At 52.6% G+C, this 26,973-nt stretch carries 30 protein-coding genes; 16 read left to right on the top strand and 14 right to left on the bottom strand.

Annotated elements, in window-relative coordinates; all coding sequences use genetic code 11:
* Positions 1–2 precede the first annotated feature (2 nt).
* From CZ787_RS11125 to flgL, 5 genes are all read left to right on the top strand, one after another.
* Positions 3–692: a flagellar basal body L-ring protein FlgH gene (locus tag CZ787_RS11125; RefSeq protein ID WP_087109109.1), complete on the top strand. Its 690-nt coding sequence runs from the start codon at positions 3–5 to the stop codon at positions 690–692.
* A 46-nt stretch (positions 693–738) separates the two neighbouring features.
* Positions 739–1,869 carry a flagellar basal body P-ring protein FlgI gene (locus CZ787_RS11120; protein WP_087109107.1) on the top strand — a complete coding sequence of 377 codons (1,131 nt, stop codon included), beginning with the start codon at positions 739–741 and terminating at the stop codon, positions 1,867–1,869.
* Positions 1,869–2,891 (top strand): flagellar assembly peptidoglycan hydrolase FlgJ, encoded by a 1,023-nt coding sequence (gene flgJ, locus CZ787_RS11115; protein ID WP_087109105.1) that lies wholly within the window; start codon positions 1,869–1,871, stop codon positions 2,889–2,891. The genes CZ787_RS11120 and flgJ overlap by 1 nt, the downstream gene beginning before the upstream one ends.
* Before the next feature lie 62 nt (positions 2,892–2,953).
* Complete coding sequence (gene flgK, locus CZ787_RS11110) at positions 2,954–4,870, top strand: flagellar hook-associated protein FlgK (protein WP_087109103.1); 1,917 nt, start codon at positions 2,954–2,956, stop codon at positions 4,868–4,870.
* A gap of 16 nt (positions 4,871–4,886) precedes the next feature.
* Positions 4,887–6,134: a flagellar hook-associated protein FlgL gene (gene flgL / locus CZ787_RS11105; protein WP_087109101.1), complete on the top strand. Its 1,248-nt coding sequence runs from the start codon at positions 4,887–4,889 to the stop codon at positions 6,132–6,134.
* Positions 6,135–6,191: 57 nt separating this feature from the next.
* Here flgL and fliR read toward each other — a convergent pair whose 3' ends face one another.
* The 13 genes from fliR to fliF all read right to left on the bottom strand — a co-directional run bounded on the left by fliR (position 6,192) and on the right by fliF (position 17,609).
* The gene (gene fliR / locus CZ787_RS11100; RefSeq protein WP_087109099.1) at positions 6,192–6,983 is read right to left on the bottom strand and encodes a flagellar biosynthetic protein FliR; all 792 of its coding nucleotides are present in this window, start codon (positions 6,981–6,983) and stop codon (positions 6,192–6,194) included.
* 4 nt (positions 6,984–6,987) lie between these two features.
* The gene (gene fliQ / locus CZ787_RS11095; protein WP_087109097.1) at positions 6,988–7,257 is read right to left on the bottom strand and encodes a flagellar biosynthesis protein FliQ; all 270 of its coding nucleotides are present in this window, start codon (positions 7,255–7,257) and stop codon (positions 6,988–6,990) included.
* Between the two features lie 27 nt (positions 7,258–7,284).
* On the bottom strand, positions 7,285–8,052 hold the full coding sequence (gene fliP / locus CZ787_RS11090) for a flagellar type III secretion system pore protein FliP (protein ID WP_140398986.1): 768 nt from the start codon (positions 8,050–8,052) through the stop codon (positions 7,285–7,287).
* An 8-nt stretch (positions 8,053–8,060) separates the two neighbouring features.
* The gene (gene fliO / locus CZ787_RS11085; RefSeq protein WP_087109095.1) at positions 8,061–8,498 is read right to left on the bottom strand and encodes a flagellar biosynthetic protein FliO; all 438 of its coding nucleotides are present in this window, start codon (positions 8,496–8,498) and stop codon (positions 8,061–8,063) included.
* A complete protein-coding gene (gene fliN, locus CZ787_RS11080) occupies positions 8,495–9,082 on the bottom strand; it encodes a flagellar motor switch protein FliN (RefSeq protein ID WP_087109093.1) in 588 nt (195 codons plus the stop codon). Before fliN ends, fliO begins: the two co-directional genes overlap by 4 nt.
* Complete coding sequence (gene fliM / locus CZ787_RS11075; protein WP_087109091.1) at positions 9,079–10,134, bottom strand: flagellar motor switch protein FliM; 1,056 nt, start codon at positions 10,132–10,134, stop codon at positions 9,079–9,081. The genes fliN and fliM overlap by 4 nt, the downstream gene beginning before the upstream one ends.
* A 20-nt stretch (positions 10,135–10,154) precedes the next feature.
* Positions 10,155–10,631, bottom strand: coding sequence for a flagellar basal body-associated protein FliL (gene fliL, locus CZ787_RS11070; RefSeq protein ID WP_087109089.1), 477 nt, complete (start codon positions 10,629–10,631; stop codon positions 10,155–10,157).
* A gap of 152 nt (positions 10,632–10,783) precedes the next feature.
* Positions 10,784–12,211 carry a flagellar hook-length control protein FliK gene (locus tag CZ787_RS11065; RefSeq protein ID WP_087109087.1) on the bottom strand — a complete coding sequence of 476 codons (1,428 nt, stop codon included), beginning with the start codon at positions 12,209–12,211 and terminating at the stop codon, positions 10,784–10,786.
* Between the two features lie 19 nt (positions 12,212–12,230).
* The gene (gene fliJ / locus CZ787_RS11060; RefSeq protein WP_087109085.1) at positions 12,231–12,683 is read right to left on the bottom strand and encodes a flagellar export protein FliJ; all 453 of its coding nucleotides are present in this window, start codon (positions 12,681–12,683) and stop codon (positions 12,231–12,233) included.
* Entirely contained in the window at positions 12,680–14,074 is a 1,395-nt protein-coding gene (gene fliI, locus CZ787_RS11055; RefSeq protein ID WP_087109083.1) for a flagellar protein export ATPase FliI, read from the bottom strand. Before fliI ends, fliJ begins: the two co-directional genes overlap by 4 nt.
* A gap of 11 nt (positions 14,075–14,085) precedes the next feature.
* Positions 14,086–14,844 (bottom strand): flagellar assembly protein FliH, encoded by a 759-nt coding sequence (fliH, locus tag CZ787_RS11050; protein ID WP_087109081.1) that lies wholly within the window; start codon positions 14,842–14,844, stop codon positions 14,086–14,088.
* Positions 14,837–15,844 carry a flagellar motor switch protein FliG gene (gene fliG, locus CZ787_RS11045; RefSeq protein WP_087109079.1) on the bottom strand — a complete coding sequence of 336 codons (1,008 nt, stop codon included), beginning with the start codon at positions 15,842–15,844 and terminating at the stop codon, positions 14,837–14,839. The genes fliH and fliG overlap by 8 nt, the downstream gene beginning before the upstream one ends.
* A complete protein-coding gene (gene fliF, locus CZ787_RS11040; RefSeq protein ID WP_087109077.1) occupies positions 15,837–17,609 on the bottom strand; it encodes a flagellar basal-body MS-ring/collar protein FliF in 1,773 nt (590 codons plus the stop codon). Before fliF ends, fliG begins: the two co-directional genes overlap by 8 nt.
* Before the next feature lie 255 nt (positions 17,610–17,864).
* Here fliF and fliE point away from each other — a divergent pair, with 255 nt between their 5' ends.
* Positions 17,865–18,194, top strand: coding sequence for a flagellar hook-basal body complex protein FliE (fliE, locus tag CZ787_RS11035; protein WP_087109075.1), 330 nt, complete (start codon positions 17,865–17,867; stop codon positions 18,192–18,194).
* 88 nt (positions 18,195–18,282) lie between these two features.
* Here fliE and CZ787_RS11030 read toward each other — a convergent pair whose 3' ends face one another.
* Entirely contained in the window at positions 18,283–18,663 is a 381-nt protein-coding gene (locus tag CZ787_RS11030) for a flagellar protein FlaG (protein WP_087109073.1), read from the bottom strand.
* 328 nt (positions 18,664–18,991) lie between these two features.
* Between CZ787_RS11030 and fliS the strand changes: the two genes are divergently transcribed.
* From fliS to cheW, 10 genes are all read left to right on the top strand, one after another.
* On the top strand, positions 18,992–19,408 hold the full coding sequence (fliS, locus tag CZ787_RS11020) for a flagellar export chaperone FliS (protein WP_087109068.1): 417 nt from the start codon (positions 18,992–18,994) through the stop codon (positions 19,406–19,408).
* 7 nt (positions 19,409–19,415) lie between these two features.
* Positions 19,416–19,820 carry a flagellar protein FliT gene (gene fliT, locus CZ787_RS11015; RefSeq protein WP_087109066.1) on the top strand — a complete coding sequence of 135 codons (405 nt, stop codon included), beginning with the start codon at positions 19,416–19,418 and terminating at the stop codon, positions 19,818–19,820.
* Positions 19,817–21,097 carry a flagellar hook-length control protein FliK gene (locus tag CZ787_RS11010; protein ID WP_087109064.1) on the top strand — a complete coding sequence of 427 codons (1,281 nt, stop codon included), beginning with the start codon at positions 19,817–19,819 and terminating at the stop codon, positions 21,095–21,097. Before fliT ends, CZ787_RS11010 begins: the two co-directional genes overlap by 4 nt.
* Entirely contained in the window at positions 21,081–21,365 is a 285-nt protein-coding gene (locus tag CZ787_RS11005; RefSeq protein ID WP_087109063.1) for an EscU/YscU/HrcU family type III secretion system export apparatus switch protein, read from the top strand. The genes CZ787_RS11010 and CZ787_RS11005 overlap by 17 nt, the downstream gene beginning before the upstream one ends.
* A 112-nt stretch (positions 21,366–21,477) precedes the next feature.
* Positions 21,478–21,807 (top strand): flagellar transcriptional regulator FlhD, encoded by a 330-nt coding sequence (gene flhD / locus CZ787_RS11000; protein ID WP_087109062.1) that lies wholly within the window; start codon positions 21,478–21,480, stop codon positions 21,805–21,807.
* Positions 21,804–22,361, top strand: coding sequence for a flagellar transcriptional regulator FlhC (gene flhC, locus CZ787_RS10995; protein ID WP_087109060.1), 558 nt, complete (start codon positions 21,804–21,806; stop codon positions 22,359–22,361). Before flhD ends, flhC begins: the two co-directional genes overlap by 4 nt.
* Positions 22,362–22,552: 191 nt before the next feature.
* Entirely contained in the window at positions 22,553–23,422 is an 870-nt protein-coding gene (gene motA / locus CZ787_RS10990) for a flagellar motor stator protein MotA (RefSeq protein ID WP_087109058.1), read from the top strand.
* A complete protein-coding gene (gene motB / locus CZ787_RS10985; RefSeq protein ID WP_087109056.1) occupies positions 23,419–24,342 on the top strand; it encodes a flagellar motor protein MotB in 924 nt (307 codons plus the stop codon). The genes motA and motB overlap by 4 nt, the downstream gene beginning before the upstream one ends.
* Before the next feature lie 43 nt (positions 24,343–24,385).
* On the top strand, positions 24,386–26,461 hold the full coding sequence (gene cheA, locus CZ787_RS10980; RefSeq protein WP_087109054.1) for a chemotaxis protein CheA: 2,076 nt from the start codon (positions 24,386–24,388) through the stop codon (positions 26,459–26,461).
* Positions 26,458–26,958, top strand: a complete 501-nt coding sequence (gene cheW, locus CZ787_RS10975) for a chemotaxis protein CheW (RefSeq protein ID WP_087109052.1) — start codon at positions 26,458–26,460, stop codon at positions 26,956–26,958. The genes cheA and cheW overlap by 4 nt, the downstream gene beginning before the upstream one ends.
* The last annotated feature ends 15 nt before the right edge of the window (positions 26,959–26,973 follow it).

Below are 26,973 nucleotides of genomic sequence, written 5' to 3'. Positions count from 1 at the left end.
CCATGCGGGATTTTTACCATGTTAGCCGTCGGCTAAGCGTTATTGCTTTGCTGTTTTTTACCTTACTGGCGGCCGGCTGTGCCCAGATACCCCGCGCCTCAGTAGTGGGTGAACAAGAGCAGATTGAAATTGTGGATCGCCCACCGCCTATTCCCAATGGCTCAATTTACCAAGCCCGGCAAGGCTATCAGCCGCTGTTTGAAGACCGTCGACCAAGAGCAATGGGGGATATCCTCACCATCGTGTTGGATGAGCAGGTAAGCGCCAGCAAAAATGCGCGTACCAATGCGTCGCGTAACGGCAGCGCATCGCTGGATCTTGCCCAGTTGCCTGATGTACTCGACACCCTGGCTGAATATGGTTTCGATATTGCCGGGGCCAGCGATTTTAACGGCGGCGGCGGTGCGCAAGCGAACAACTCGTTTACCGGCACTATTACCGTCTCGGTTTTAGAAGTCATGAATAACGGTAACTTGCGCGTTAGGGGCGAAAAGCAGATCGGTATTAACCAAGGGACCGAGTTCATACGTTTTTCAGGCGTCGTGAATCCACGCACGATTACCACCCAGAATACGGTGCCCTCCACGCAAGTAGCGGATGCGCGCATAGAGTATGTTGGGGATGGCTATATTAATGAAGCTCAGCACATGGGATGGCTGCAACGCTTTTTCTTGAATATTTCGCCCTTCTAATGGTACCTGGAATGGCTAAACAACTTAGTGGCCTAGAGTGATCGTCATGCAGCTAAACGGTTTTCGATTAATTAAAATGCGGCTGGCGCAACTGGGTGCTCTGCTACTTATGTGCCTACTTGCTTTACCCGTTTATGCCGAGCGCGTGATTGAGCTAGCCAGTTTTGCAGGCGTGCGCGATAACCAATTGGTGGGTTATGGTTTGGTGGTCGGGCTGGATAACACGGGTGACCAAACAACCCAGGCCCCCTTTACCAGCCAAAGCCTCTCCAACATGCTGTCTCAGCTCGGCGTGACTATTCCACCAGGCACCAATATGCAGCTACGTAACGTTGCGGCGGTAATGGTGACCGCAGATCTACCGCCTTTTGCGCGACCAGGGCAGCGTGTGGATATTGTGGTTTCATCTATTGCCAACGCGCGTAGCCTACGCGGGGGGACGCTATTGATGACACCGTTAAAAGGTGCGGATGGCGATACCTACGCGATTGCTCAAGGCAATATGCTGGTAGGCGGTGCGGGTGCCCAGGCAGGCGGTAGCAGCGTACAGATTAACCAGCAGGCTGCAGGCCGAATCCCTGGGGGCGCACTGGTTGAGCGTGAAGTAGCACTTAATCTGGGCGGCAACGGCGGGATGCTTGAACTGCAATTAAATGAAGCGGACTTCGGTACCGTGCAGCGTATGGTGACCGCGATTAATAACGAATTTGGCCAATCGGTGGCCTATGCCCGTAATGGACGTGTCATTGCGCTGGATGGTCCTGTCGATGCTAACGCACGGGTCAACTTTATGGCGCGCGTAGAGAACGTTCAGATAACGCCCACTGAAGCGCCGGCCAGAGTGGTATTGAATTCGCGTACTGGTTCCGTGGTAATGAACAGTGCCGTGACGTTACGCCAGGCGGCGGTCGCCCACGGGAGCCTATCAATCACCATTGATAGGAACCTGGGTGTGAGCCAGCCAGGCCCGTTTAGCCAAGGCCAAACCGTTGTGGTGCCAGATACGGATATCGATATTGAGCAGCAGGAAGCATATCTACAAATCGTAGAGGGTGCTCAGCTTACGGACGTGGTTAATGCGCTGAATGCCTTGGGGGCGACACCTCAGGATTTGATGACGATTCTTGAGGCGTTAAAAGCGTCTGGGTCGCTGCGTGCCGAGCTGGAGGTGATTTAATGAGCGTCTCTAATGATATGACCGGCCAGTTTGCGTTAGACGTTCAGGGTTTTCAGCGATTGCAGCATACGGCACGCGTCGACCCGGAAGCGGGGGTAGACTCAGCCGCCCAACAGTTTGAAGCGCTCTTTGTGCATATGATGATGAAGAGTATGCGTGACGCTATTCCCTCTTCAGATCTGATGAGTAGCACGACGACGGATACCTATCAGCAGATGCTGGACCAGCAGTGGTCGCAGGTCATTGCATCCAAAGGAATAGGCCTGGCGGATGTACTGGTCGAGCAGCTTCAGCGCCAAGGTGTGGTGGGCGAAGAAAATGTAGCTGATCAAGAACTACAAGCGCTCATTGCTGGTATTCCACGCGGCACTCCACGTGTGCTGGATGGCGCCATACAGCCGCAAGGAGAGCACCCTTCTAACTCTCCGGGAAGCGGTGGTCGTTTTCTGTCAGAGCTGGATGCGATACGCAAGCGTGCTGACGTTGGTGAGCAGGCATCACTTCGCATGTCTGGCGCTAATAACAACGCGCCAGAGCATGTGCAGCGCTTTCTCGATAAATTGGCGATTCCCGCGCAAGCTGCCAGTAAAGCAAGCGGTGTTCCCGCCGAGTTGATATTAGCCCAGGCAGCCCTGGAAACCGGCTGGGGGCAGCATGAAATAGCCACCCGCCAGGGAGGCAACAGCCATAACCTGTTCGGGATTAAAGCGGGTAGCCATTGGCAGGGTAAAACCACCGATATTGTGACGCATGAATATATTAACGGGCGCCGCACACAGGTGGTTGATACGTTCCGTGTCTATGATTCATTTGAGCATTCGCTTACTGATTATGCCAACCTGATCGGCAAAAATTCGCGTTACGCAGCGGTGGTGCAGGCGCCCAATGCCGAGCAAGCCGCGCATGCGTTGCAGCGAGGCGGCTATGCCACAGACCCGCGCTACGCCCAAAAGCTGATCGCCGTGATGAATACCATGGGGTCGCTAACAACAGAGAGCACCTACCTGGCGGATTCACGCTAGGTAGGGCTCAAGTTTTTTAGGGTGCTGCCGATATATTAGGTATCGGCCTAAGGATATCAACCATGAGCATGTTTTCTGTTGGCTTAAGCGGCCTTAATGCTGCCCAGAATGCCTTAAACACCACCAGTAATAACATCAGCAATGTTTACACGCCGGGCTACAACCGCGAACTCACTCAGCTGGGTGAGGGCAATGTAGGCGGTGGTGTGAAAGTGGATGCCATTGAGCGACAGTTTAATACCTACGTCGCTAATCAGCTTAATAGCGCGAAGACACAATCGAGTGCGCTTGAGACCTATAACAATCAGGTCTCGCAAATCGATAACCTGCTGGCCGACCGAGCCGCTGGCTTGGCGCCGTTGATGCAGGGGTTCTTTTCTTCGCTTGAAGACTTGGCAAGCGCACCGTCTGACCCGGCCGCTCGTCAAGGGGTGCTTGGAACAGCAAGTACATTAAGCGCTCAGTTTCGCTCCTTTGATGGCTATCTGCAGGATATGCAGAGCAATATTAATAGCCAAATCAAGGATGAAGTGACCCAAATTAATAACTCGCTTGAGCAGATTGCGGGGCTGAATAAAGAAATTTCTCTGGCGCGTGCGCGTACGGGTGACGCGCCTAATAGCCTGCTTAACCAGCGCGATCATCTGGTTTCTGAGCTTAACGAGCGAATGGATCTACGCCTGAATATTCAGGACGGTAAAACCTATAACATTAGCCTTCCTAACGGCCAGCCGCTCGTGACGGGTACAGACTCTTTTAAACTGGAGGCTGTACAGGCTGACAACGACCCACAACGCACCATCGTCGGCTATCGTGATGGTAGTGGTAACGTCGTAAAGTTAAATGAGTCAACGATAAAAGGCGGTACGTTGGGTGGGCTAATGTCGTTCCGTTCTGAGACGCTGGATAAAACCCAGAATCAGATTGGTCAGCTGGCTGTTTCGCTCTCGGTTGCTTTTAACGATCAGCATAAAAAGGGCGTGGACCTGGATGGCGAATTGGGTGGGGACTTCTTTGAACTAAGTAAGCCTCTAGGATACAGCTATAAAGGCAATGCCTCTGAAATAGCATCCGTTGAATTCGATACTGATAATATTGATGAGCTACGCGCTACAGACTACACCATCAGTTATCGCAATGACGCGTATAGCGTGACACGTAATGACAGTGGTGACGAGGTGGACTTCACATTGGATGGCGGAGTACTGTCCTTTGGTGGCGTTAATGTTGCCTTTGAGAGTACGCCACAGAATGGCGATAAGTTCGAAATTCAGCCTGTTCGTCGCGCCGGCCAGGATATGAAGGTGGCGATTACGGACGGGGATAAAATAGCCGCAGGTGATGCAGGCTTAGACGGTGAAGAAGGCAGTTCTCTTACTTCATTTAAACACTCGGGTGATTTAGCCGTTGATGACCTGAAGATGTCGCCAGGGGCGTTCTCGGACCATAAAGAGTATACGTTAACGCTGGATTCAGAGGGTGCGCTAAAGGTAGAACCAGCGGGGGCAACGGTCCTCGTTGGTAATCAACCGTTTGGTGTGGATAGTGATCCTTTGGAAGGTGGCGAAACGGTTGAAATTGATGGAATGAGCTTTACGCTTTCTTCACTCCCTACTAACGGAGAGGCGACGTTAACGGTTGCTCAAAACATTATCGCGGCCTCGGGTGATAACCGTAACGCATTAGCCTTGCAAAAGTTGCAGAGTGAGGCTGTAGTAGGAGGCTCAGCCTCGGTCAGTTCTGCTTACGCCTCCATTGTGAGCGATGTCGGTAACCGCGCTAATATTACCCAGGTTAACCTGGACGCGCGTCAAGGACTAACCGATCAGCTGCGCGCGGTGCAGCAGTCTGAGTCTGGTGTAAACCTGGACGAAGAGGCTGCCAATCTGATTCGCTACCAGCAGTACTATATGGCCAATGCGCGTGTCATCGATACGGCGGGCTCTATTATGGACACCATCTTGAACCTGCGCGGTTAATCCAGGAGTCTAGGCTATGCGTATTAGCAGCGTGACGATGTTTGAGCAAAGCACGGCGTCCATGAATCGCCAGCAAAGTGATTTCTTAAAGGTGAGTCAGCAACTTGCCAGTGGTCGCCGAGTGGTCAACCCCTCGGATGACCCGCAGGCGGCCTCACGTGCGGTGGGCGTTGATCAGTCGATCTCTATTACTGAGCAATACGCTGATTCGCGTGTCTCGGCTCGCAACTCAGTAGCACAAACAGAGAGTATCCTCAATAGCGTGAGCGATGCGGTAATCCGCGCAAAAGAGCTGCTCATCCAGGCGTCCAGCGATACGCTTAGCGATGTAGACCGTGAGTCGGTCGCTAGTGAGCTAAAAGGGGTTTACGAAACGCTCATCGGTCAGGCAAATGCGACCGATGGTAATGGGCGTTATCTATTTGGCGGTTACGAGGACAATGCGCCTCCGTTTGCTAAAAATGCAGAAGGCAGCGTTGAATATAATGGTGATGCGAATAGTCGCCAGCAGCAGGTTGATTCCTCCCGGTTAATGCCGGTGACTGAGAATGGTAAAACTATTTTCCAGAGTGTGCCAAGCAGTGCTAGTTATGTGGCGAAAGCAGCGCCGGGAAATGATGGCAGTGTGACTTTTTCGGGCCCTAACATTAAAGATGTCACCAATGATGATTATGGGCAGGCATTCACCATCAAATTCAACGTCGATGATGATAGCGGTGATATTACTTATAATGTAACTGGGACTGATGGCGACATCATCCCCGATGGTCAAACGACACCAGGTCCGTTTGCTTATGCGGGTGATGGACAACAGCTATCGTTTGGCGGCATCAGCATTACCCTTACAGGGGAACCGGCAGACGGCGACGAAATTTCCATGGCCCGCCCAGGAACTCCAGAGCAGCCTGCAGATCTCTTTAAGACCCTGGAAGCGGCGATTGGCGTGCTTGAAAATCCCGCACAAACGGATACTGAAAAAGCAGCTATGCGTAACACCTTAAATAGCTCGATGCGCGAACTGGATAACGCATTGGATAACGTGCTGACCGTGCGTGCCTCTGCAGGCGCACGTCTTAATGAGTTGGACGTTATTGATGCGGTGGGCAGTAACCGCATGATGAACTATACGCAAACGCTGTCGGATCTAGTAGATCTGGATTATGTGGAGGCTATTTCCGAGTATAGCCTGCGCCAAGTGGGCATGCAGGCCGCGCAGAAGACGTTTGTCGATGTGAAGGGGTTATCACTGTTTAACTATATGTAAAAACAGATAAGAGCATGATATTAGCCCTGTCACGGTTATTTACCGTAACAGGGCTTTTTAGTTTAAAGGAGCCATCGCCTCTATCAGATTTTGCATCATTCCCAGCCCTTGGCTAAAGAGGGCCTGTAGAAAACGGTCAATACGCGTCATTAAGACCATCAAGAGCGTTAGCCCGACGGTGAGTGAGGTGGGAAAGCCAATATTGAACACGGTGAGCTGTGGGGCAGAGCGATTAAGAATACCGAGACATAGGTTGATAATCAGTAACGCGCCCACAACGGGTAGTGCTAGCAGCATACCTGCGGCGAAAATAGTGCCTGCGTAGCGGGCCAGAAGATCGAAGGCCCCCGGGTTCAAACCGGCTATCCCGATGGGCAATGTCTCAAAACTCATGATCAGCGTTTCAAGTACCATTAGGTGGCCGTTAAATGCTAAAAACATGAGCAATGTGATCATATATAAAATGCGTGATAGCACCATAATGTTGGTGCCACTAGAAGCATCAAAGAACGTGGCAAACGCGAGCCCCATTTGTAAGCCAATATACTCACCTGCCGCCTGAACAACCGCAAATATAATATGCATGACCAGCCCTATGGCTAGTCCGATCACTATTTGCTCTACCATGATCCCTATGCCTGCCCAGGACATAATGGCGACGTTCGGCATGGCTGGGAGAATCGGTGCAATCACAATGGTCACTAACGCGGCGATTCCCACTTTTGCCTGGTTAGGGATGCTGGAATGTCCCCACAGCGGGGAAACGGCCATAAATGCTGTAATGCGCGCAAAGGGCCATAAAAAGGCTATCAACCAGCCTTGCAACTGAGCAAAGGTGATTTCCACCATGGCACTACATCACCATGTTGGGAATGTTAGTAAACAGTCGTGTCGTAAAATCCGTAATCAAGCTAATCAACCACGGGCCCGCCAAAACCAGAACGGCAAACACCGCCAGGATTTTAGGGATAAAGGTGAGCGTCATTTCGTTAATTTGCGTGGCCGCTTGAAAAAGGCTAACAAGTAAACCGGTAAAAAGCGCCGCCAGCAGTATGGGGCCTGCTAGAAATAGTGTGACGCGCATGCCTTGATACGCCATGCTCATTACCACCTCAGGGGTCATGCTTGCTCCTTGCCGCTGGCGCGGCACCTAGGTAACGTAAAAGCTTTGGGCGAGTGAGCCAACGATTAACTGCCAACCGTCAACCAGTATAAAAAGCATTAATTTGAACGGTAATGAAATTGTCACGGGCGGCACCATCATCATTCCCAACGCCATTAACGTGCTGGCGACCACCAGGTCGATAATCAAAAAGGGAATGAAAATAGTAAAACCGATTTGAAAGGCAGTTTTAAGCTCGCTGGTGACAAAGGCAGGCAATAACACGCGCATGGGGAGCTCTTCAGGACCTTGCAAAGGTCCTACGTCTGCCAAGCGGACGAATAGGGCTAAATCAGGCTCCCGCGTTTGGGCAAGCATAAACTCACGAAACGGTAGCTGGGCACGCAGCAAAAACTCTTCAAAATTAATCGTCTCGTTCGATAGAGGCTGCCAGGCTGTGTCATACACCTGAGAAAGAACGGGTGACATGATAAAAAAGGTTAGGAACAGCGCGATACCCAGCAGCACCTGGTTGGGTGGTGTTGCCTGCGTGCCCATCGCGGTTCGCAGCAGGCTCAGCACAATAATGATCCGTGTAAAGCTGGTCATCATCAGTAGCATCGCTGGCAGGAACGCCAGCGAGCTTAAAAGCAGCAGTGTTTGAAGCGATAGCGACCACTGCTGACCGCCATCCTCAAGCGGTTGAGAGATAATGCCTGGCAATTGTTGTGCATGCACGGGGTTAGTCAACATACAAAGTGCGACAGCAACGCCAAACAGCAGCCAAAGCTGCCAGTAGGACCTAACGGAGTGCATCCTATGCCTCATGGTGTTTGATGTGGGTCGGTATCGGAGCCTTTACGCCGACGCTTTGCCAGCGCCTGAGAAAGCCGTTGTGCAAAAGGCGGCGAATCAGAACGAGGGGAAGGAGCAGGTCTGTCGTCAGGTGCCGGGCGCTCATGCAGCTTGGTGACTCGGCCATTGCCTACTCCAAGAACCAGCCAAGTGTCTTCAATTTCGACGACGACGACACGCTCGCGGTTGCCGACCGCCGTGCTCGTAATGACGCGTAGGTGGGCCCCCAGTTGCGGGCGAGCATTCTGCCAGCGCTTTAAGAGCGCTGTGCAGAGTAGAATCATGGCTATAACCAATGCCAAGGCAGCGGCGGTTTTACCGAACATGGCCATGCCGATAAACGCATCACCGCTGCTGCCTAGCGCATCGATAGTTCCATCTTGCAATGGAGAGGTGTCAGCACTCATCGGTTAAGCTTGTGAATGCGCTCAGAGGGTGTGATGATTTCGGTAATACGAATACCGTATTTGTCTTCGATAACAACGACTTCACCCTGCGCGATCAAGTAGCCGTTAATGAGAATATCCATCGGCTCGCCTGCCAAGCCTTCGAGCTCAATCACTGACCCTTGGGCAAGCTCAAGCAGTTGCTTGATCGTAAGCTTCGTCCGGCCAAGTTCCACGGTCAGTTTTACCGGGATATCCATGACCATTTCAAGGTCGCGTGTCTGCTTGCTTTCGTCAGCGGGACTTAGAGGCCTAAATATTTCATCGCTGGCGGGTTTCGCGGCTGAAGTGTCTGGCGCGGCATCCTCAGGGGGTAGGGCCTCCTCCTCGGCGGCTTCTTGTTCAGCCATTGCGGCTGCCCAGGGATCTTCCTCGCTGGCCGTATCGGCAGTGTTTGTCGTCTCCTCTTGTTCAGCCATTGCTGCTGCCCAAGGATCTTCCTCGCTAGCCGTATCGGCAGCGTTTGGCGTCTCTTCTTGCTCAGACATGGCGTCCGCCCAATCGTCATCGGAGACATTTTGATCGGGTTTATTAGGATCAGTCATGCTTTGGATTCCTTGGCTTGCTGTCGCTTCGAACCTTTAATAAAGTCCAGTGACGATACGTTATTCATAGCGGCATGGTCGATCATATGGAGAACGCGCAGCGCATGCTGCTGGCGCTGGCTACCATACTCGCACTCCATGACCGGGACTCCATCAACACGAGCGGTAATCGTATCGGGAATATCCAGCGGCAATACATCGCCTTTCTTTAGCCCCATTACCTGTGCAATACGGCTAGGTATTTGAGCAAACTCTGCCACCAGCTCTACTTCTGATTGGCGTATCTCGCTGGCCATGCGTCGGGACCAGGTGCCGTCATGGTCCTGATTACTGTCGTTAATAGGATTGGCGAGCAGATCCCGCAGAGGCTCAATCATGGCGTAGGGCATGCAAATCTGGAAATTACTTGAGAGATTGCCCACTTCAATATTGAACTTGGTGTTGACGACAATTTCGTTCGGTGAATTGGTGATATTAGCAAACTTGGCCTGGACTTCAGAGCGCACAAAATTAACGTCGACCGGATACACGACCTTCCATGCTTCCTGGTAGGCATCAATTGCCAAGTTCAGAAGACGGTAAATAATACGCTGTTCTGTATTGGTAAATTCACGGCCGTCTGATTTGGTAACAAAACGGCCATCGCCACCAAACAGGTTGTCTACCACCATAAAAACAAGGTTAGGTGGGAAAACCACCAATGCCGAGCCACGCAGTGGCTTCATTGCTACCAGGTTTAAGTTGGTAGGTACCGGCACGTTACGCGAAAACTCGCTAAAGCTTTGGTAACGGACGGACTCCACCGTGATGTCAGCGCTACGCCGAATCAAGTTAAACAAGCCGTTTCGGAAATAGCGGGCAAATCGCTCATTAATAAAGTCGAATGCATGCAAGCGCTCACGGATGACCCTGTGTTGTGTTGAAGGGTCATAAGGGCGAATGCGCGTCTCGCTAGCTGGCTGCGAAGAGGAGGGCGATGGTTCTTCATCACCACTGACGCCTTTTAGTAAGGCATCAATTTCTTCCTGGGACAGTAGATCGTCCTGCGACATGAACGGCTCCAGTGCCCGGGTTATTGCACAATAAATTCAGTAAACAGCACTTCGCGTAGATCAAGCGGCGGCTGATTTTCCGTCAGGGGTACGCCAAGGCGACTGATAATCGCTTGTGCTAGCTGCTCCTTACCTTCTGTGGAGGTAAGTTCACTGGCTTGCTTGCCTGAGAGTAAAATCAGCAGACGGCTACGCACTTGAGGCATGTGCTCTTCGATAATCGCTTTGCTCTCTTCATTGCCAACACGCAGCGTAATTCCTGTATACAAGAGGCGAGAACCATAGCGATCATCTGCAAGGTTGACCGTAAAAGGATCAATTCGCGTAAATACAGGCGTTTCACGCTCTGCTGGTAGCTGTGATTCGCCATCAGCACTCTGTTCATTACGCTGGTCAAGCACCATATAAATGGCTGCTGCTGCCCCTGCTGAGGAAAGGAGCACCAGAACAATCATTATCCAGAGCAGTTTTTTGGATCCGCCACTTTTTTCAGCCATTAGTCGTTCCGTTCCCATAATCGCCACACACCACTGATTACGCATTATGCCTAATATGGTGGGCGGTGATGAAATGAACAGGCTCGCTTGGCGAGCCTATCTTTTGGTTTTGCGCACCTGGGCGCGTGAGTCGCTACTCGTACAACGAATATTTAAGCGTAAAGATCAACCCGCCCATCAAGGGGGTGTGAAATATTCTCCGCAACGGGCGCTAGCGTGTCCTGATCACTGTCCGTTACGCTACTGCCCACCTGCGCACCAGCGTTATTGCCTTTTTCAGCAAAGGCCTGTTCATTGGAATTATGCTGCTCGCCAACGGAGGTTTCGCCTAACGAAATACCCTGCTCTGCTAGTGCTTCACGGAGCTGAGGAATCGCTTGTTCAACCACTTGGCGAACCTGCATGTGCGACGATAAGAAGTGTGCTTGTGCCCCTTGCTCACTGACTTTCAAGGTAATTGACAGTGGCCCAAGCTCAGCAGGGTGTAGTTGCATCTTAATCTGTTGCTCGCCTCCGCGCTGAGCGAACTGAACCAACTGCTGACCAAGCTGTGAAGACCAGGCAGGACTGCTGACTGGTGTTCCCAGCGAAGCGTGTGAAGATGGCATCGACGAGGACGCTGCTACAGGGGCATTACCGACGGAGGCTGAGTTCGGGAACCCAGCAGCGGCTGGTTGGCCACCACGTAAAAGCGGTTCAAGCTCGTCTGGCGTTGCCAGCGGCGCTGAAGGCGTCAATGGGCCAATTTTTGTCAAAACATCCTGGCTGTTGGCAACGGTTGGTTGGCCGTTAGCGGTGTCCAGCTTTGTCGCAATAGCGTTGGTTATAGAAAGAGTGCTTGAGGCATCGTGACGATAGGCGCCACTGCTCAACGGTTGGCTCTGCGGCCCTTTGTGATTAGCTAATGCCCCAGTACTGCTTTGTGTCGTAGCGGTAAGCATGACACTTAACGCGCTAACAAGCTGACCCGCTTCCTCTTCGCTAAGATGCGAGAGTAATTCAATGGCGTTGTCTGAGTGCTCTAACGCCATACCCGGCTGGGGGTCTATGCCGAGTGCACTGAGCAATTCAGCGGTCTGCTCTTGGCTCAGGTCGAGCTGTTGGAGCAGTGCCTCAAGCTCAGGCGCTACCCCTTGAAGCGCTTCAGCCGGCTCGGCTGGTTCTGCAAAGGAAGCAAGCAGGTTCATGCGGGCAGCAATTTCATCAAGAAACGTTAATGGCTCGCTGTTGGACGGATCAATCGCTAGCTCTGGCGTTAACATATCGCTCGTTGCGACCTCATCAAGAGGCGTTAATGACTCGCTGTTTAATGGATCAACCGGCTGCTGTGACGCTAACGTGTCGCTTGTTGCGAGTGATAACCTGGCCTGTAATGAGGCAAGCTGCTCTTGAGACTCTACTGGCGTTTGGCTGTCTACTTCCGTAGCACGTAATGGCGCATTAGTTGATGGCAAATTAGCTGCTTGAGATAACGCTTGGCGAAAAAGATCCGGCGTGTTTACAGACGCGGAGAGAGGCGAGCTGGCCATTGAGGCAGAACCCTGATTCTGTGCACCTGACAGCAATAGCTGTATGTTCATTTATCGTTCCTCAGTGCCACTAATGCGGTTTTTCATTGTGTTGGCGAGCCAAGCGGCTGGTCACCAAGTCATCATTGGTTTTTTGCTCATGGCGTTCAAGACGACGGTGCTCTTCTGATAGACGGCGGGTGGCCAGTGTATCGTAGGAAGAGAGCTTGCGCTGCTCTTGTTGCCAGTGCTGTTGACTCTGCTGAACGCGCTGCTGTTGAGCGATTAATGCTTGGCGAGCACGACTTAACGCAGCGTCAAGTGAGGCCAGAAACTGCTGATAGTTGTACATGGTAGCGGGGTCAATACCTTCACGCATGGCCTTTTGCAGACGCTCGGCATACTCCGTGCGATACTGGCTAAGCGACTGCAACTGAGCGGCCGTCTGCTGCTCGGTTTGTCGCTCATGTGCAAGCAATTGACCTGCCTGGTCGCGAGCATCCTTGGCTAAACCCGTTAACATTTCTAGCTGTGAATGGCTCATGTTCGACCTCCCACTACGGAATGCAGTGCCTGGCGTGAATCCTCAAGCGTTGCACACTCGCTAATGTTTTGTTGAAGAAAGCGCTCAAGCGCGGGAAAAAGGTTCACCGCTTCGTCAAGCCTTGCGTCGTGGCCTGGGCTATAAGCACCGACGCTAATCAAATCCCGATTACGCTGATAGCGAGAAAACATTTGCTTAAAAGCGCGGGCTTCCTGCAGTTGTTCCGGTGTGGCAATTGCTGTCATCGCACGGCTAATGGAGGCTTCAATATCAATAGCCGGGTAGTGGCCCGCTTCAGCAAGGCTGCGAGATAGCACAATATGGCCATCCAGAATTGCTCGAGCAGAGTCGGCAATCGGGTCTTGCTGATCATCACCTTCGGTAAGCACGGTATAAAATGCGGTAATGGATCCGCCGCCACGCTCAGCATTGCCTGCCCGTTCAACAAGGCCTGGTAGCTTGGCAAATACGGAGGGTGGATACCCTTTGGTTGCTGGTGGCTCACCAATGGCGAGGGCGATTTCACGCTGGGCCATAGCATAACGAGTTAACGAGTCCATAATCAGCAACACATTGCGCCCAGCATCGCGAAACCCTTCGGCCAGCCGTGTCGCATAAGCGGCCCCCTGGAGGCGCTGCAGCGGCGAGGTGTCGGCTGGCGCAGCGACGACTACAGAACGACGTCGGCCCTCCGGCCCTAGAATGTGATCAATAAAATCTTGTACTTCTCGACCACGTTCACCAATTAAGCCCACCACGATAACATCGGCTTGGGTATAGCGAGCCATCATGCCCAGTAGCACCGATTTACCGACACCGGAGCCTGCAAACAGGCCCATTCGCTGGCCTCTACCGACACTTAAAAGCGCATTGATGGCACGAATGCCAACATCAATCTGATCTTCAATCGGCGCGCGGGATAGCGGATTCAGTGGCGCCGAGCTAAGCGTTGCATGGGTTACCTCCTCAACGCTTTCACGATCATCCAAAGGGTTGCCGTTGCCGTCTAAAACGCGGCCCAATAATTCATCTCCGATGGGGAAACGGCGTGCGCTGTGCCCGCTTCCATCGCCAAGTGGAGAGACTCTGGCGCCAGGCATCAGCCCGGAAATTTCTTCCAGCGGCATAAGGAAGAGTTTGTCGCCCGCAAAGCCGACCACTTCGGCTTCTGCATGTTTGTCGCTGTCGGTAAGGCGCCCATCAGGGCCAGGAAGCTCTATACGGCAGGCGCTGCCAACGGCTACGCGCAGCCCAACGACCTCAATCACCATGCCGGTTGCGCGTGTTACGCGGCCGCTACTGCGCTGGTGCGGTAAGCGGCTTATCCGCTGCGTGGTGCGGCGTATTGCTTTATGCCAGCGGTGTTGATGAGGACATGTTGAGTCAGACATGCGCGGTCCGCCTATGAAGACGTAGTATGGGGTAAATGACGCTTACGGGCCTGGGACTGGATCGCCTGCCAGCGGCTTTCAAAGGTGGCATCTAATTCACCTTGAGCGCTGGTGACGCGACAGCCACCTCGCGCCAACTGGTCGTCAGGCTGTAATTTCCAGTTAGCGGCGCTAAGCTCATTACCTAGGTGAGTTTCTACCAGAGTATGGTCTTCAGGGTTTAGCCACAGACGCTGCTGCCCAACCAGCGGTGGCTCCGTATGTAGAAGCTCACGGACAATATTCAGAATTTGTTCGGGTGTTTCTTGCAGGGCTTCCCCAGCTAACTGCTTGCCTGTCGCCAATGACAGCGCCACAAGATCGTGAGCAACGATTTCATCAATACGCTCCAAGGCATCTGCAAACTGTTTAGCCAACGTATGCAAGGGCGTAACCGCTTGATGAATCTGTTCCTGGAGCTCTTCTTTTGCCTGGGCGCGACCCTCTTCCAGACCTTTTGCTAACCCTTCTTCATGACCCTGTTGTAACCCGGCCTGATAGCCCGCCTCTTCAGCCTCCTGGCGAAGACGTTCATAAAGCTCCTCGCGCTCCTGCTGTTCGCGCTGATGTGCCTGTTCGGCTGCTTTTTGTGCAGCCAGCACTTTGCGCTGGTGCGCAGACGGCACCGCAGGCGCCTGGTTGGCCTCTTTGTGTTGCGGGACAAGCTCATCCATTTGCCAGCGTTGCCAGCTACGATGACGGTCAAACTCAGGAGACGACGAATTAGACATATTCGTCATCTCCTCCGGCCAGCACGATCTCACCTGAATCGGCTAAGCGGCGCACCACTTGTAGAATGGCTTTTTGCTCCGTTTCAACTTGTGAAACACGAATGGGTCCGCGTGCTTCCATGTCTTCGCGAACGAGCTCTGAGGCGCGCTGGGACATGTTGCGCAAGAACTTGTCGACCAATGCATCCTGTGCACCTTTGAGCGCCACCACCAGCGAATTGGTTTCGACTTCCTGAAGCACCATTTGGATAGCGCGGTTGTCCAGGTCGAGCAGATTTTCGAACAGAAACATTTCGTCGATAATCTTTTGAGCCAGGTCTTCGTTGTGCGCGCGAACGGTTTCGATGGCTGTCTCTTCCTGAGAAGAGTTCATCAGGTTGAGGATTTCGGCTGCGGTTCTCACGCCGCCCATCTTGCTGCGCTTAAGGTTCTGACCATCCAGCATGCTGGTGAGCACTTCGGTGAGTTCCTGCAGTGCGGCGGGCTGAACACCGCTAAACGTGGCGATCCGCAAGACGACATCGTTACGCAGTTTTTCTTCAAAGTGCTCAAGAATATCTGCCGCTTGATGGCGGTCAAGGTGAACCAGAACCGTCGCGATAATCTGCGGATGCTCATCGCGGATCAGCTCTGCAACCATGGTGGCTTCCATCAGGTTGAGCGCATCAATACCTGAGTTGCCGCCGGTTGTCTCCATGATATCTTCAATCAGGCTGGTCGCGCGTTCGCTACCCAATGCCTTGGTGAGCACAGAACGGATATGTTCGCTGGAGTTAAGATTGAGCGCGACAAACTCTTCTGTCTCTTTGTGGAACGCTTCAAGTACGGCCTTCATATCCTCGTGGGATACTTGATTTAGGCGCGCCATTTCCATACTGATATCTTGTACTTCGCTGGCGCTTAGGTACTTGAACACCTCTGCCGCGCTGTCTTCATCAAGAGCGAGCAGAAGAATGGCGCTTTTGCGAGCGCCGCTCATGTCGGCTAGTTCGCTACTCATTGGCATTCATCCAGCTGCGAATAATCATGGCGATCATGCGTGGGTCATCCTGTGCCATGTCACGCAGGTCATTAAGATTGTGTTCGTATAGCGACGTTTTGCGGTTTCGCTTGGGCTTATTGCTATAGGTGTTGCCTTCCTCATCAAGCGCTTCACCCTCAGCCCCAGCCTCGTCTTCCACATCGCCACCCACGCTGGTCGCAAGCGTTTGTCCTGGAAGGACCGGCGCCACAGCGGGTGTCTGCGTATAACGCTTGATCAAGGGACGTAAAATAAGTAGATAAAGCAATAAGGCAGCAAGCGCGACAAACAGATAGCGCCCCAGGGTGCTGGCAATCGCGAGTGTGCCGGGGTCTTTCCACCAATCGGTTTCAGCCGCATCCTCGCGGGTATCGGCAAAGGGTGAATTCACCACTTCAATTTGATCCCCGCGCACTTCAGAGAAGCCCATTGCCTGGCGTACCAGGCGCTCGATTTGGGCAACCTCAATGTCCGTTAGCGCGACGCGCTCAAGTTCACCTTCGGCATTAACGGTGTCGCGGTAATTAACTACGACGGCCGCAGAAAGCCGCTGAATTTGCCCCAGCCGATGCTGTACATGCTCAACGCTGCGGTCGACTTCATAATTGACCACATCTTCCTGACGCAGACTACGCAGTGCTTCAGGCGGAACGTCATCAGCTTCTTCCTCGTCACCCTCTGCACCTTCTGGCTGGTTAATGGGAGAAGGGGCTGTGCCGGGCGGCGTATTGCTGAGTGCCCCAGGAATGCCGCTTGCCAAGGGGTCGTCACCGTCAAAGGAGAGGCTCAACTGGCGGCTGCGTACGGCCGCTTCATTGGGCGGCTGGTTCGGGCCATAGCGCTCGGAGGTTTGTTCTCGGCTTGAGAAGTCGATTTGTGCGGCGACCTGAGCGCGCACATTGGCCTGGCCCAGGATAGGCGTAAGAATATGCTCGATGCGCTGCTGATAAGAGCGCTCTACTTCCGCGATATACTCAAGCTGGGAGCCGTCAAGATCATTACCTTTCGAGGAATTAGCTGACAGAAGGCGGCCATTTTGATCAACAACCGTGACATCCTCTGCGGCAAGCTCGGGAACACTGCTGGATACCATATGGATAATGGCGCTTACCTGCCCCTCGCCCAGCACGCGGCCGGGTAGCAGCGTCAATATAACGGAGGCCTTGGCCGGTTCGCGGTCACGAATAAACACGGATGGCTTGGCCAGCGAAAGGTGAACGCGAGCCCGCTCAACAGGCCCTAGCGACTCAATTGAGCGGGCCAGCTCACCCTCCAGGCCGCGCTGGTAATTAACCTGTTCAGCAAACTGACTAATACCAAACGCCTGGGTATCCATTAACTCAAGGCCGAGATTGCCGCCCCGAGGCAGCCCTTGCTCGGCAAGCTGCAACCTCAGTGTATATATCTGATCACTTGGTACCAGCAGAGCTTGGCCGCCTTGGCTAAACTGATAGGGCACGGAGCGGCTATCAAGCTCTGCAATAATTTGACCACCATCCGCCTCGGTAAGATTGCTGTATAAAACGCGGTACTCGGGGCTGCTTGCCCACATGAACAGTGCGGCGACAAGAGCAATAGAGGCTGCTCCTGCAATTAGCAGCACTACCAGCGGGCTACCACGTAACTGTTTTAACAGGCGCTCAACCATAGGACTGCTTTTTACATCGCTGTCTGTTGGACCATTGCGGAGAGTGCTTTGTGTCGTGCTGTTTTGACGGCCTGCCGTTGCACCGGTTTCACTCATGCATCCCTCCAAAGGGGTAAGCAAAACAGATGCCGGCCCAGGCGCATCACCAAAGAAGGCATAGGCTATATCCGTCAATCGCGGTTATCCGCCTGGAGGAAAAGGCGGAATTGTGATGGGCGCCATTATCCCGAGGTGTGTCGAGCATAAATGAACGAAAAGCTTGGCTTTTAGTGCGCAATTGTACGTATGAGCGCAGCGACAGCAGTGTTAGGCTTTGCCCATTACTTTATTTAAAGCTGATGAGGCTTATGTATGAGTACGCCGGCAATACAAGCAGCGCTTCAACAAATGCAAGGGCTCGCGACGCAAGCGGCAGCGCAACCGTTAAAAGGTGAGCATGTCTCGACGGCAGTAGGGCAGGGCGGTTTTGGTAGCGAGCTGCAGGCATCAATTCAGCGTATTAATCGTCTTCAAAAAGCGGCTGATGCAAAAGCCATGGCGTTTCAGGCAGGAGAGCCGAACGTTGAGCTAAACGACGTTATGGTGGATATGCAAAAAGCGAGCGTTGCCTTCCAGATGGGGCTCCAGGTGCGTAACCGTGTGGTGACTGCGTATCGCGACGTAATGAATATGCAAGTGTAGTGGCTTGAAGCTTACTTCAAACAAGGCGCCAGAAATAAGTAAGTGTTGCGTTAGCTGGCGCTTGTTTGAAGAAAGCTTTGCCGAGCCTTTATACCTCTAGTGAAATAAGGCGTCCTTGCATTTCTTCCAGACGCTCAGCAATCGCCAGCACTTCTTCTGAAGGGATTTGGCGAATGACATCCCCAGACTCCCGGTCAATAACGCGTGTCACAATGCGTGATGACTCATCGCTAACATCGAACTCTATTCCATGCGCTTGCATTGCCGCGTTAATGCGCTGGATGGGTTCAATCAGCTCGCCTTTTGTTACGGCGGTAGTTCCTGAGGCAGCTCCTGAGCCAGTTTGAGCGCCGCTATTGTCTGTCATTGACAGCTGGGCAAGCGTGCTGTCCAGGCGTTGTTGCGGCGTTAGGCGGGGTGTTGGTGTGGCTGATAGTGTTGTTATGGTATCCGTTAGCGGTGATGTCATGACAGCCGTTCCTTGTAAAGATAAGGGCTAAATAGTAGCGATTCAGTAGTAACAACCCATGGATAAGTCGGTTTGGATAAAGCATCAGCCCTGCCTCTATAGCTGAGCCTCCTTACTATTATCGGCTGATACGCCACAAACTTTATAATGGGTTGGTCAGGTATTCTTTTTGTTGCAAAGAAAGTTGGCTGCGCCATTAAAGTCTGGCGCCATTGCGCCGATATCATTTTATAGATGAGCATGGTGTGCTCGTATTAAATGAGAAAAGGCGGGCGGCGGTTACCGTGTTGTCTGACCAGTAACCGGTATCAATTAGGAGTTCAAGCTAGTGACATACTCTCGCGGCAGTGCTGCCTACGGAAGAGGTGCTAACGCTTATGCGCGCGTTGGTGTCGAAAGTGGCGTGATGTCAGCTGATCCGCATAGGCTTATTGTCTTGTTGTTTGAGGGAGCGCAAACATCTATTCGTGCTGCGCGTATCCACATGCAAAGCGGCAACACGAGTGAGAAAGGCAAAGCAATATCCAAAGCGTTGGATATTATCAATAACGGCCTTGGCGCCGCCCTTGACCAAGAAAAAGGTGGCGATATTGCTGAGCGATTGGCGTCACTTTATGACTACATCGCTCGCTTATTACTCACCGCCAATTTGCGAAATGACGAGGAAAGCTTAAACCAAGCGGAGCAACTGCTTGAAAATATTGCCTCTGCATGGCGTGAAATTGGACAACAGCAAAGCGTATGAGGCCCTCATGGCAGCTTCCATAAATGCCCACGATCACGCACCGCACGTACTGTTAGATGCGTATGAGGGGCTGCTGGTTCATGTTACTCAAATGCATGAGCTGGTCAGCGCCGAGCAGTGGGTAGAACTGATTGAGCAGCGCACCCATTATGTCTTGCTGGTCGAGGAGGTGCGCAAGCTCGATAGCGTGGTGGTGCTGGATGATCCCGCCAAGCAGCGTAAGGCAGAGTTACTTGAGCGCATTTTAGAATATGATGTGGAAATTCGGCGTCGCTTGATGGCAAGGCGAGATGAGTTAGGCAAGCTAATTGGTGTTTCTCAGCGTCAGCGAGATCTTCATCGTGCCTACGCACCCCAGCAGGGCGCTTCTTTTAGTGCCTTGGGCTCTGACGATGGAGAAGCGGCCAAGTGAGTGGTATCACACCGTTGATTGATACGCTTATGCATCAAGTGCTGGGTCGACAGGGGGAGGTGTCGTTAAAGCATGCGCTGAGCGAACCTGTTAAGCCGATTCCTCCTGGTGAGGGGCCGCGCGCTCTACAGGGCGATTCACGCCTTGATGGACGTACTGAACCGGCATTGCTGAATGATTTAAAGCGCGCGCCGGGGTCACTTAACGGTGACAGGCTATTGGCGCGAGGTGATACGCAGGGTGCGCCGCCGGGGTCAACACAGACCCATTTCAGTCCAGCAGCGCGCAGTATTGCGGATGTGTTACTGCGCTTCCCTGCGCCACCTGCCGTCATTCGGCCACCCGCGCCCTTGTTGGCTGCGCAAGAGGCGCCAGCGGCGACGGTTGTTGCGGAACGTTTGGAGTCCAGCATACGCGATAGCGGGCTGTTTTATGAGTCCCATTTAAAGCGTTGGTTTCAAGGCGATATGGCACGTCAGCAACTGCTACGAGAGCCGCAAATGCAGCCCGGCCCTCGCCCACTCGCACTGCCCTCAGGCGCTGCGCTACAGCCTAGTGCATCACTGCCAAGTGTACCGCTGCAGCTCCATGCGCCGTTACAGCCCGCCGAGCCGTTATCGCCTAATGTGCCGTTTTTATTAAAGGCGTCTTTTTCCGAGTCGCCTTTGACCAAAGCAATAGTGCCCGGCAGCGCTTTGCAGTATGTATCCAACGATCAGACTGCCGCCACGCGTGCAGCCCCAATGCCGAATACAGCAGCTTTTACGCAAAGTGCGCCGCCCAGTATGGAGGATAATGCCAGGTTGACGCGCGATGCCATGGCCTATGAGCGCGGCATGGAAGCTCTCAGCAGTCGTGGGCACCGTGAAGTGGTCCATGAAAGTTTGCAAAGTATCGTACGTCAGCAGTTGGACATGCTGGTCATGCCTGTGGTTCGTTGGGAGGGTGACGTTTGGGCAGGCATTTTTATGGCACTTGTGATCCATCTGCCTGCTCAAGAAAAAAATGGGGGCGGTGAGGGTGATAATAAGGAGGAGGATGGGTGGCGCTCTGAGATGCAGTTGGATGTGCCTAATTTAGGAGCCTTTAGCGTCTCATTGTGGTTTTATCGAGCGGTGTTAAGTATTGATTTAACAACGGCCGATAAAGCCACGCATCAGTATCTTGAGCAAGGTATCCCTACTTTAGAGCAGCGTTTGAATGCGCTGGATTTGGACAAAGTGCAGGTGCGTGCGCGGTATATACCGCTGGAGAGTAGTGATGTCCGTGCCGAATGAGCGTAACCGCCAGGCGGTTGCGCTTGCTTACCAGGAAAGCGAACGCGCACCACGTGTTGTCGCAAAGGGATATGGCGAGCTTGCCGAGCGCATTATGGCGGAAGCCCACCGGCAAGGGATTTATGTGCATGATGCACCTGAGATCGTAGCACTTTTAATGCAGCTGGATTTAGACGCAGAGATACCCCCGCGCCTCTATCAAGTAGTGGCAGAGCTGCTGGTGTGGGTATTTGAGCTGTCAGACGAGGGCCTAAAACGCCATGATTGAGCCAAGTAGCCAATATATAGATAGTGTGCAACCATGGCGAAGGGGCAGAAAAGTCATCAAGGCGTCCGCATAACGGTTACAAGATAGCGCCTGTGTCATTTGATGGAACACTATGAGTCACACCAACTATCTCGATGAAATTGAAGAAATTAATTTAGCCTATTTGCTTCTCGCGCAGCGCCTGTTAAGTGAAGACCGCGAAACAGCACTATTTCGTTTAAAAATAGATAATGACGTTGCTGAACTGCTGTCTTCGCTGAGTGCTCGCCAATTGACGAAATTGGCGCGTACTAACCAGCTGATATGTCGATTCAGTCAGCCGAGTGCTCAGCGGCTACGTCAGATCACTGAGAATCCGCGCGATCAGGGGCTCGCTGGTCTACACGCTTCGCTACTGTTAGCTGGCGATACATTTGAGTCATTATCAGGAGATAAGGGGTGACCCAGAAAAGCCTGGTGGATGAAATGCACCAAGTGCAGCTGGCAATTGAGCTGATTGAGCTAGGCGCACGCTTGCAGGTGCTGGAAACGGAAACCGAATTAAGCCGTACGCGACTGATCAAGCTTTATAAAGAAGTCTGTGGAATGTCGCCGCCTAAGGGCATGCTGCCGTTTTCGACCGATTGGTTTATTACCTGGCTGCCCAATGTTCATTCATCGCTTTTTTACAATATCTACGCCAGCCTGCTGCGAGACACCTGCTGCGAGAGGATCGAGGCGTTTGTAAAAGCCTATCGACTTTACAATGAGCAGATGATGTTGGAGGGCGCCGAGCCCGTATTGGGTTTGACGCGTGCCTGGACGTTAGTGCGCTTTTTTGAAAGCGACCTGCTTGAGTTTAGCCGTTGCACGCGCTGTGGTGGGCAGTTTGTGGCTCATGCTCATAGTCCGTCTCACGACTATATCTGTGGTATTTGTCAGCCGCCATCGCGGGCAGGCAAAACCCGTAAGGCGCAGCAAGCCAAGGAAGATAGCCACGGCATCAGTGAAGGGTAAAAGAATTATCAAATGCGCCTTTAACGAATAGATAGCGTTAAAAGGCGGCGTTACTTTTTAATTAGACTGTACATTAGCCCTGGTATGATAAAGCTAATTTGTACTTGAGCCGGAACGCCACTCAACCATCTGAACAGATGGCTAAGTTTTGGTTCCCTACTTAATACTGAAACACCGCAAGGACCCTGCTTGTGCTGATACTTTTAGGCTATGTAGTCGTTTTGTTATGTGTATTTGGTGGCTATGTGCTGGCAGGTGGCAGTCTAGGCCCTATGTACCAACCACTTGAGCTAGTCATTATCGGCGGTGCTGGTGTTGGCTCATTTATCGCTGCCAACAACATCAAAGCGATTAAAGCCACCTTCAAGCTACTGCCCAGGCTCAGGGGAGCAAAAAAATATAACAAAGTATTTTACATGGAAGTGATGGCAATGCAGTACAAGCTATTGTCAAAAATCCGCCGTGAAGGAATGCTGGGCATAGAGCGAGATATTGATAACCCTCAAGAAAGTCCCCTTTTTCAAGAACATCCTGCTGTATTAGCTGATCCGCATGTCATGACGTTCTTGACGGACTACCTGCGCTTGATGGTGAGTGGCGGCATGGAGCCTATGGAAATTGATGAGCTGATGCTGCACGAAATCGAAGTATTTGAACAAGAGGCTCATGTCCCCGTCGATGCGATTGCAAAAGTGGGCGATGCCATGCCCGCCTTCGGCATCGTGGCGGCAGTAATGGGGGTCATCAAGGCATTGACCTATGCGGATGCCACTGCGCAACAGATGGGTGAAATGATTGCCCACGCGCTGGTGGGAACCTTCCTGGGTATTTTGTTGGGTTACGGCTTTATTAACCCCATTGCCAGCTTCGCCGGTCGGCAAGCCCAGGAAGCAGAAAAGATGATGCAATGCATTCGGATAACATTATTGGCAAGTTTGCACGGCTACGCACCTCAGCTGGCCGTTGAGTTTGGCCGTAAAGCGCTGTATACCGCCGAGCGTCCAACTTTTTTCGAGCTTGAAGAGTATGTGAAAAATGCCAAGAAGAGCGGTACTGCATGAGTAAGGGCGGTGAAAAGCGCCCGATTATCATCCGGCGTAAAAAGGTGGTGCATGCGCATCACGGCGGCGCCTGGAAAATTGCTCTAGCGGATTTCATGACCGCACTGATGGCGCTGTTCCTGGTAATGTGGATTTTAAGTGTCTCCAGTGAAGAAACGCGGCGCGGCGTGGCAGAATATTTCAGTACGCCTCTGGTGACGGCGATCACTGGTGGTGATCAATCAGGCAGTACCAGAGTTATCCCTGGCGGTGGCCCAGACCCGACACACAGTGATGGTGAAAGAGCGCGCATCGATACCATGCAGCAGACCCGGCCAAGCATGCAGGAGCGACGTTTCTTTACCGATCTACAGGAGCGCATCGAACGCGCAATTGAGGCAGACCCCGAGCTGCGTCAGCTACGCAGGCAAATGCGCTTTGATTTAACCCGTGAAGGGCTTCGTATCCAACTGCTGGATACCGAGCAACGCCCAATGTTTGAGTTGGGCAGTGATCAGGTGGCCCCGTATATGCGCAATTTACTGCGCACGATTGCGCCGTTGCTTAACGAATTGCCTAACGATCTTAGTATTAGTGGACATACCGATAACGTGCCCTATGCCGGAGGATATCGGGGCTATAGCAACTGGGAGCTCTCTAATGATCGTGCCAATGCCTCGCGCCGCGAGCTGGTGACCGGGGGGCTTGACCCTGATCAACTGCTGCGCGTATCAGGCTTTGCTAACCGTGTCGTGTTACCCGATACGGATCCTCGAGATCCGGTTAATCGCCGTATTGAACTTGTCGTCTTGCTACCCGAAATCGCAGAGGCGATTCGCAACCCGGGAACGATGAGTTCTGATGCCACGCTGCCTGCTTCTGCGGATGACCTGGTCGAAGACTTAACGCAAGAGCCCCTGCCGACAAATGCGTCGGATTAGCGTTGGCTTGTGACAAAAATATGACGTTAGAGTGGAGTGGTGCATGGATATAGCGGATTTTTTTGACACCTTTTTTGAAGAGGCTGAAGAGTTGCTTGCTGATATGGAGCAGCACTTGCTGGAGCTTAATGTCGATAATCCCGACATTGAGCAGCTAAACGCTATTTTCCGCGCGGCGCACTCGATCAAAGGTGGAGCAGGTACCTTCGGCTTTAGCGTGCTACAAAAGACAACGCATATACTCGAAAATCTGCTGGATCATGCACGTAAAGGGGAGCTTGTACTGCGTGCCGAGCTCGTGGATACCTTTTTAGAGGCTAAAGACATCATGCATGAGCAACTCGATGCCTATCGCAACGAGGAAGCGCCCAATCAAGAGGCGTACGAAAGAATTTGCCAAGTATTACAGCAGATAGCCCTGGAAGAAATTGGTCAAACATTGGATGCGCCGGTGGAGGCAGCGGCACCGGTCGTCCAGGCTGAAGAACCAGCGAAAGCCTCAGTCGGTCAAAACCAGCTGATTGTCGCCCTGCTTAATGTGGTTGAAAAAGAGCGTACGTTGCTGGTTGAAGAGCTTGAGCAGCTGGGCGATGTTCAGTCGCAGTCTGGCGATGAGAAATGTTACGAAGTCATACTGAGTGGCGATGTCAGCGCTGACGATATTGAAGCCGTCATGTGTTTCATCATTGAACCAGAGCAGATTGAGATTCGTGTAGCGAGTGGTGCCCCTGCAACTGCACAAGAGGAGGCTAAAAGCACGCCGCCGCCTGCTCCTGCTCCAGTAACACCGGAGCCTACAACGCCTGCACCAGAAGCTGCGCGCCCACCTGCAGAGGCCAAAAAGACGCCCGATAGCAGTGCTAAGTCGAAAAAGGCGGCCGCCGAGTCCTCTTCCATTCGCGTTTCGGTGGATAAAGTCGACCAGATTATCAATCTGGTGGGCGAGCTAATCATTACCCAATCGATGCTTGATCAAACGGTTAGCGATTTGGACGATCAGTCGGTGGGCAACAGCTCGCTTCAAAATGGCATGAGCCTTTTGCAGCGTAATGCCCGAGACTTGCAAGAAGCGGTCATGTCGATCCGCATGATTCCCATGGAATTCGTGTTTAGCCGTTTTCCGCGTGTTGTACGCGATACCGCGGGCAAGCTGGGTAAAGAGATAGAGCTTGTGACCGAGGGTAAGTCCACGGAGCTTGATAAGAGTTTGGTTGAGCGGATTACCGATCCCTTAACTCACCTGGTGCGTAATAGCCTTGATCACGGCATTGAAATGCCGGATAAGCGCGAAGCGCTTGGCAAGCCCCGTATTGGCAAGCTCGTACTTTCTGCTCGCCATCAGGGCGGTAACATCCTGATTGAGGTGCGCGATGATGGCGCCGGAATGGATCGTGAGCGACTGCTAGCCAAGGCACGTGAAAATGGCCTTAGCGTCTCTGACACCATGAGCGACGAAGACGTTTACCAACTTATTTTTGCGCCAGGCTTTTCAACCGCTGAGGCCGTGACCGATGTCTCCGGACGTGGTGTGGGCATGGATGTGGTTAAACGTAATATTCAGGGAATGGGCGGTCGTGTTGAGATCCAGTCCAAAAAAGGCGAAGGCACCAACACGCGGATAGTGCTGCCGTTAACGCTTGCGATACTGGATGGCATGTCGATTAAGGTCGGTGGGGAGACGTTTATTCTGCCGCTTTCTACCGTGCTTGAATCGTTACAGCCAACCAAGGGCGAGATGTACGCGATGGCCGGAGACGACGTTGTCTTAAAGGTACGCGACGAGTATTTGCCTGTTATTGCGATTCATGAAGTTCTGGATGTGGAAAACGCCATTACGGATCCTACCCAGAGTATCGCGGTCATCGTGCAGGGCGAAGGACGCCGTTATGCCATGCTGGTTGATGAACTGGTTGGGCAGCAGCAGGTAGTGGTGAAAAACCTTGAAGACAATTACCGCAAGGTGCCGGGGATTTCGGCGGCAACCATCCTGGGGGATGGCAGCGTAGCGCTAATTTTGGATATCACAGGACTGCATCGCTTGAGCAGGGTCAAGAAAGAAGCGAGCAAAGTGATTAATAATCAACCTATCTCTTTTTATAAGGAGGCTGAGCCGTCATGAGTCAAGCAAATAATGAGGCGGTTCTCGCCGCGGATGAAGCTGAAAACCGTGAGTTTTTAGTATTTTCATTAGGCGAAGAAGAGTACGCCATTGATATTTTGAAGGTACAGGAGATTCGCGGTTACGAAAATGTAACGCGTATTGCTAATGCGCCTGACTTTATTAAAGGGGTTACCAATCTGCGCGGCGTGATTGTGCCGATTGTCGATCTGCGTATCAAATTCCATCTTGAAAACGTGGAGTACGGCGGCCAGACCGTGGTGATTGTGGTTAACGTTGCCGATCGCGTCGTGGGTATCGTGGTCGACGGCGTTTCTGACGTCATGACGTTAAACCCTGAGCAAATTAAACCGGCGCCTGAATTTGGTGTCACCCTGTCTTCTGATTTCCTGAGCGGTCTTGGCAGCCTGGATGACCGCATGCTGGTACTTGTCGATATCGATAAGCTGCTTACCAGTGAAGAGATGGCATTGGTGGATAGCACCAGCAATCGTTAAGGCGACTGCCGCTAC

Origin of the sequence: Halomonas citrativorans (assembly GCF_900163645.1) — a bacterium.
GTDB lineage: Bacteria > Pseudomonadota > Gammaproteobacteria > Pseudomonadales > Halomonadaceae > Vreelandella > Vreelandella citrativorans.
The sequence above is the reverse complement of the archived record's forward strand: the minus strand, read 5'-3'. Positions and strand labels throughout refer to the sequence as shown.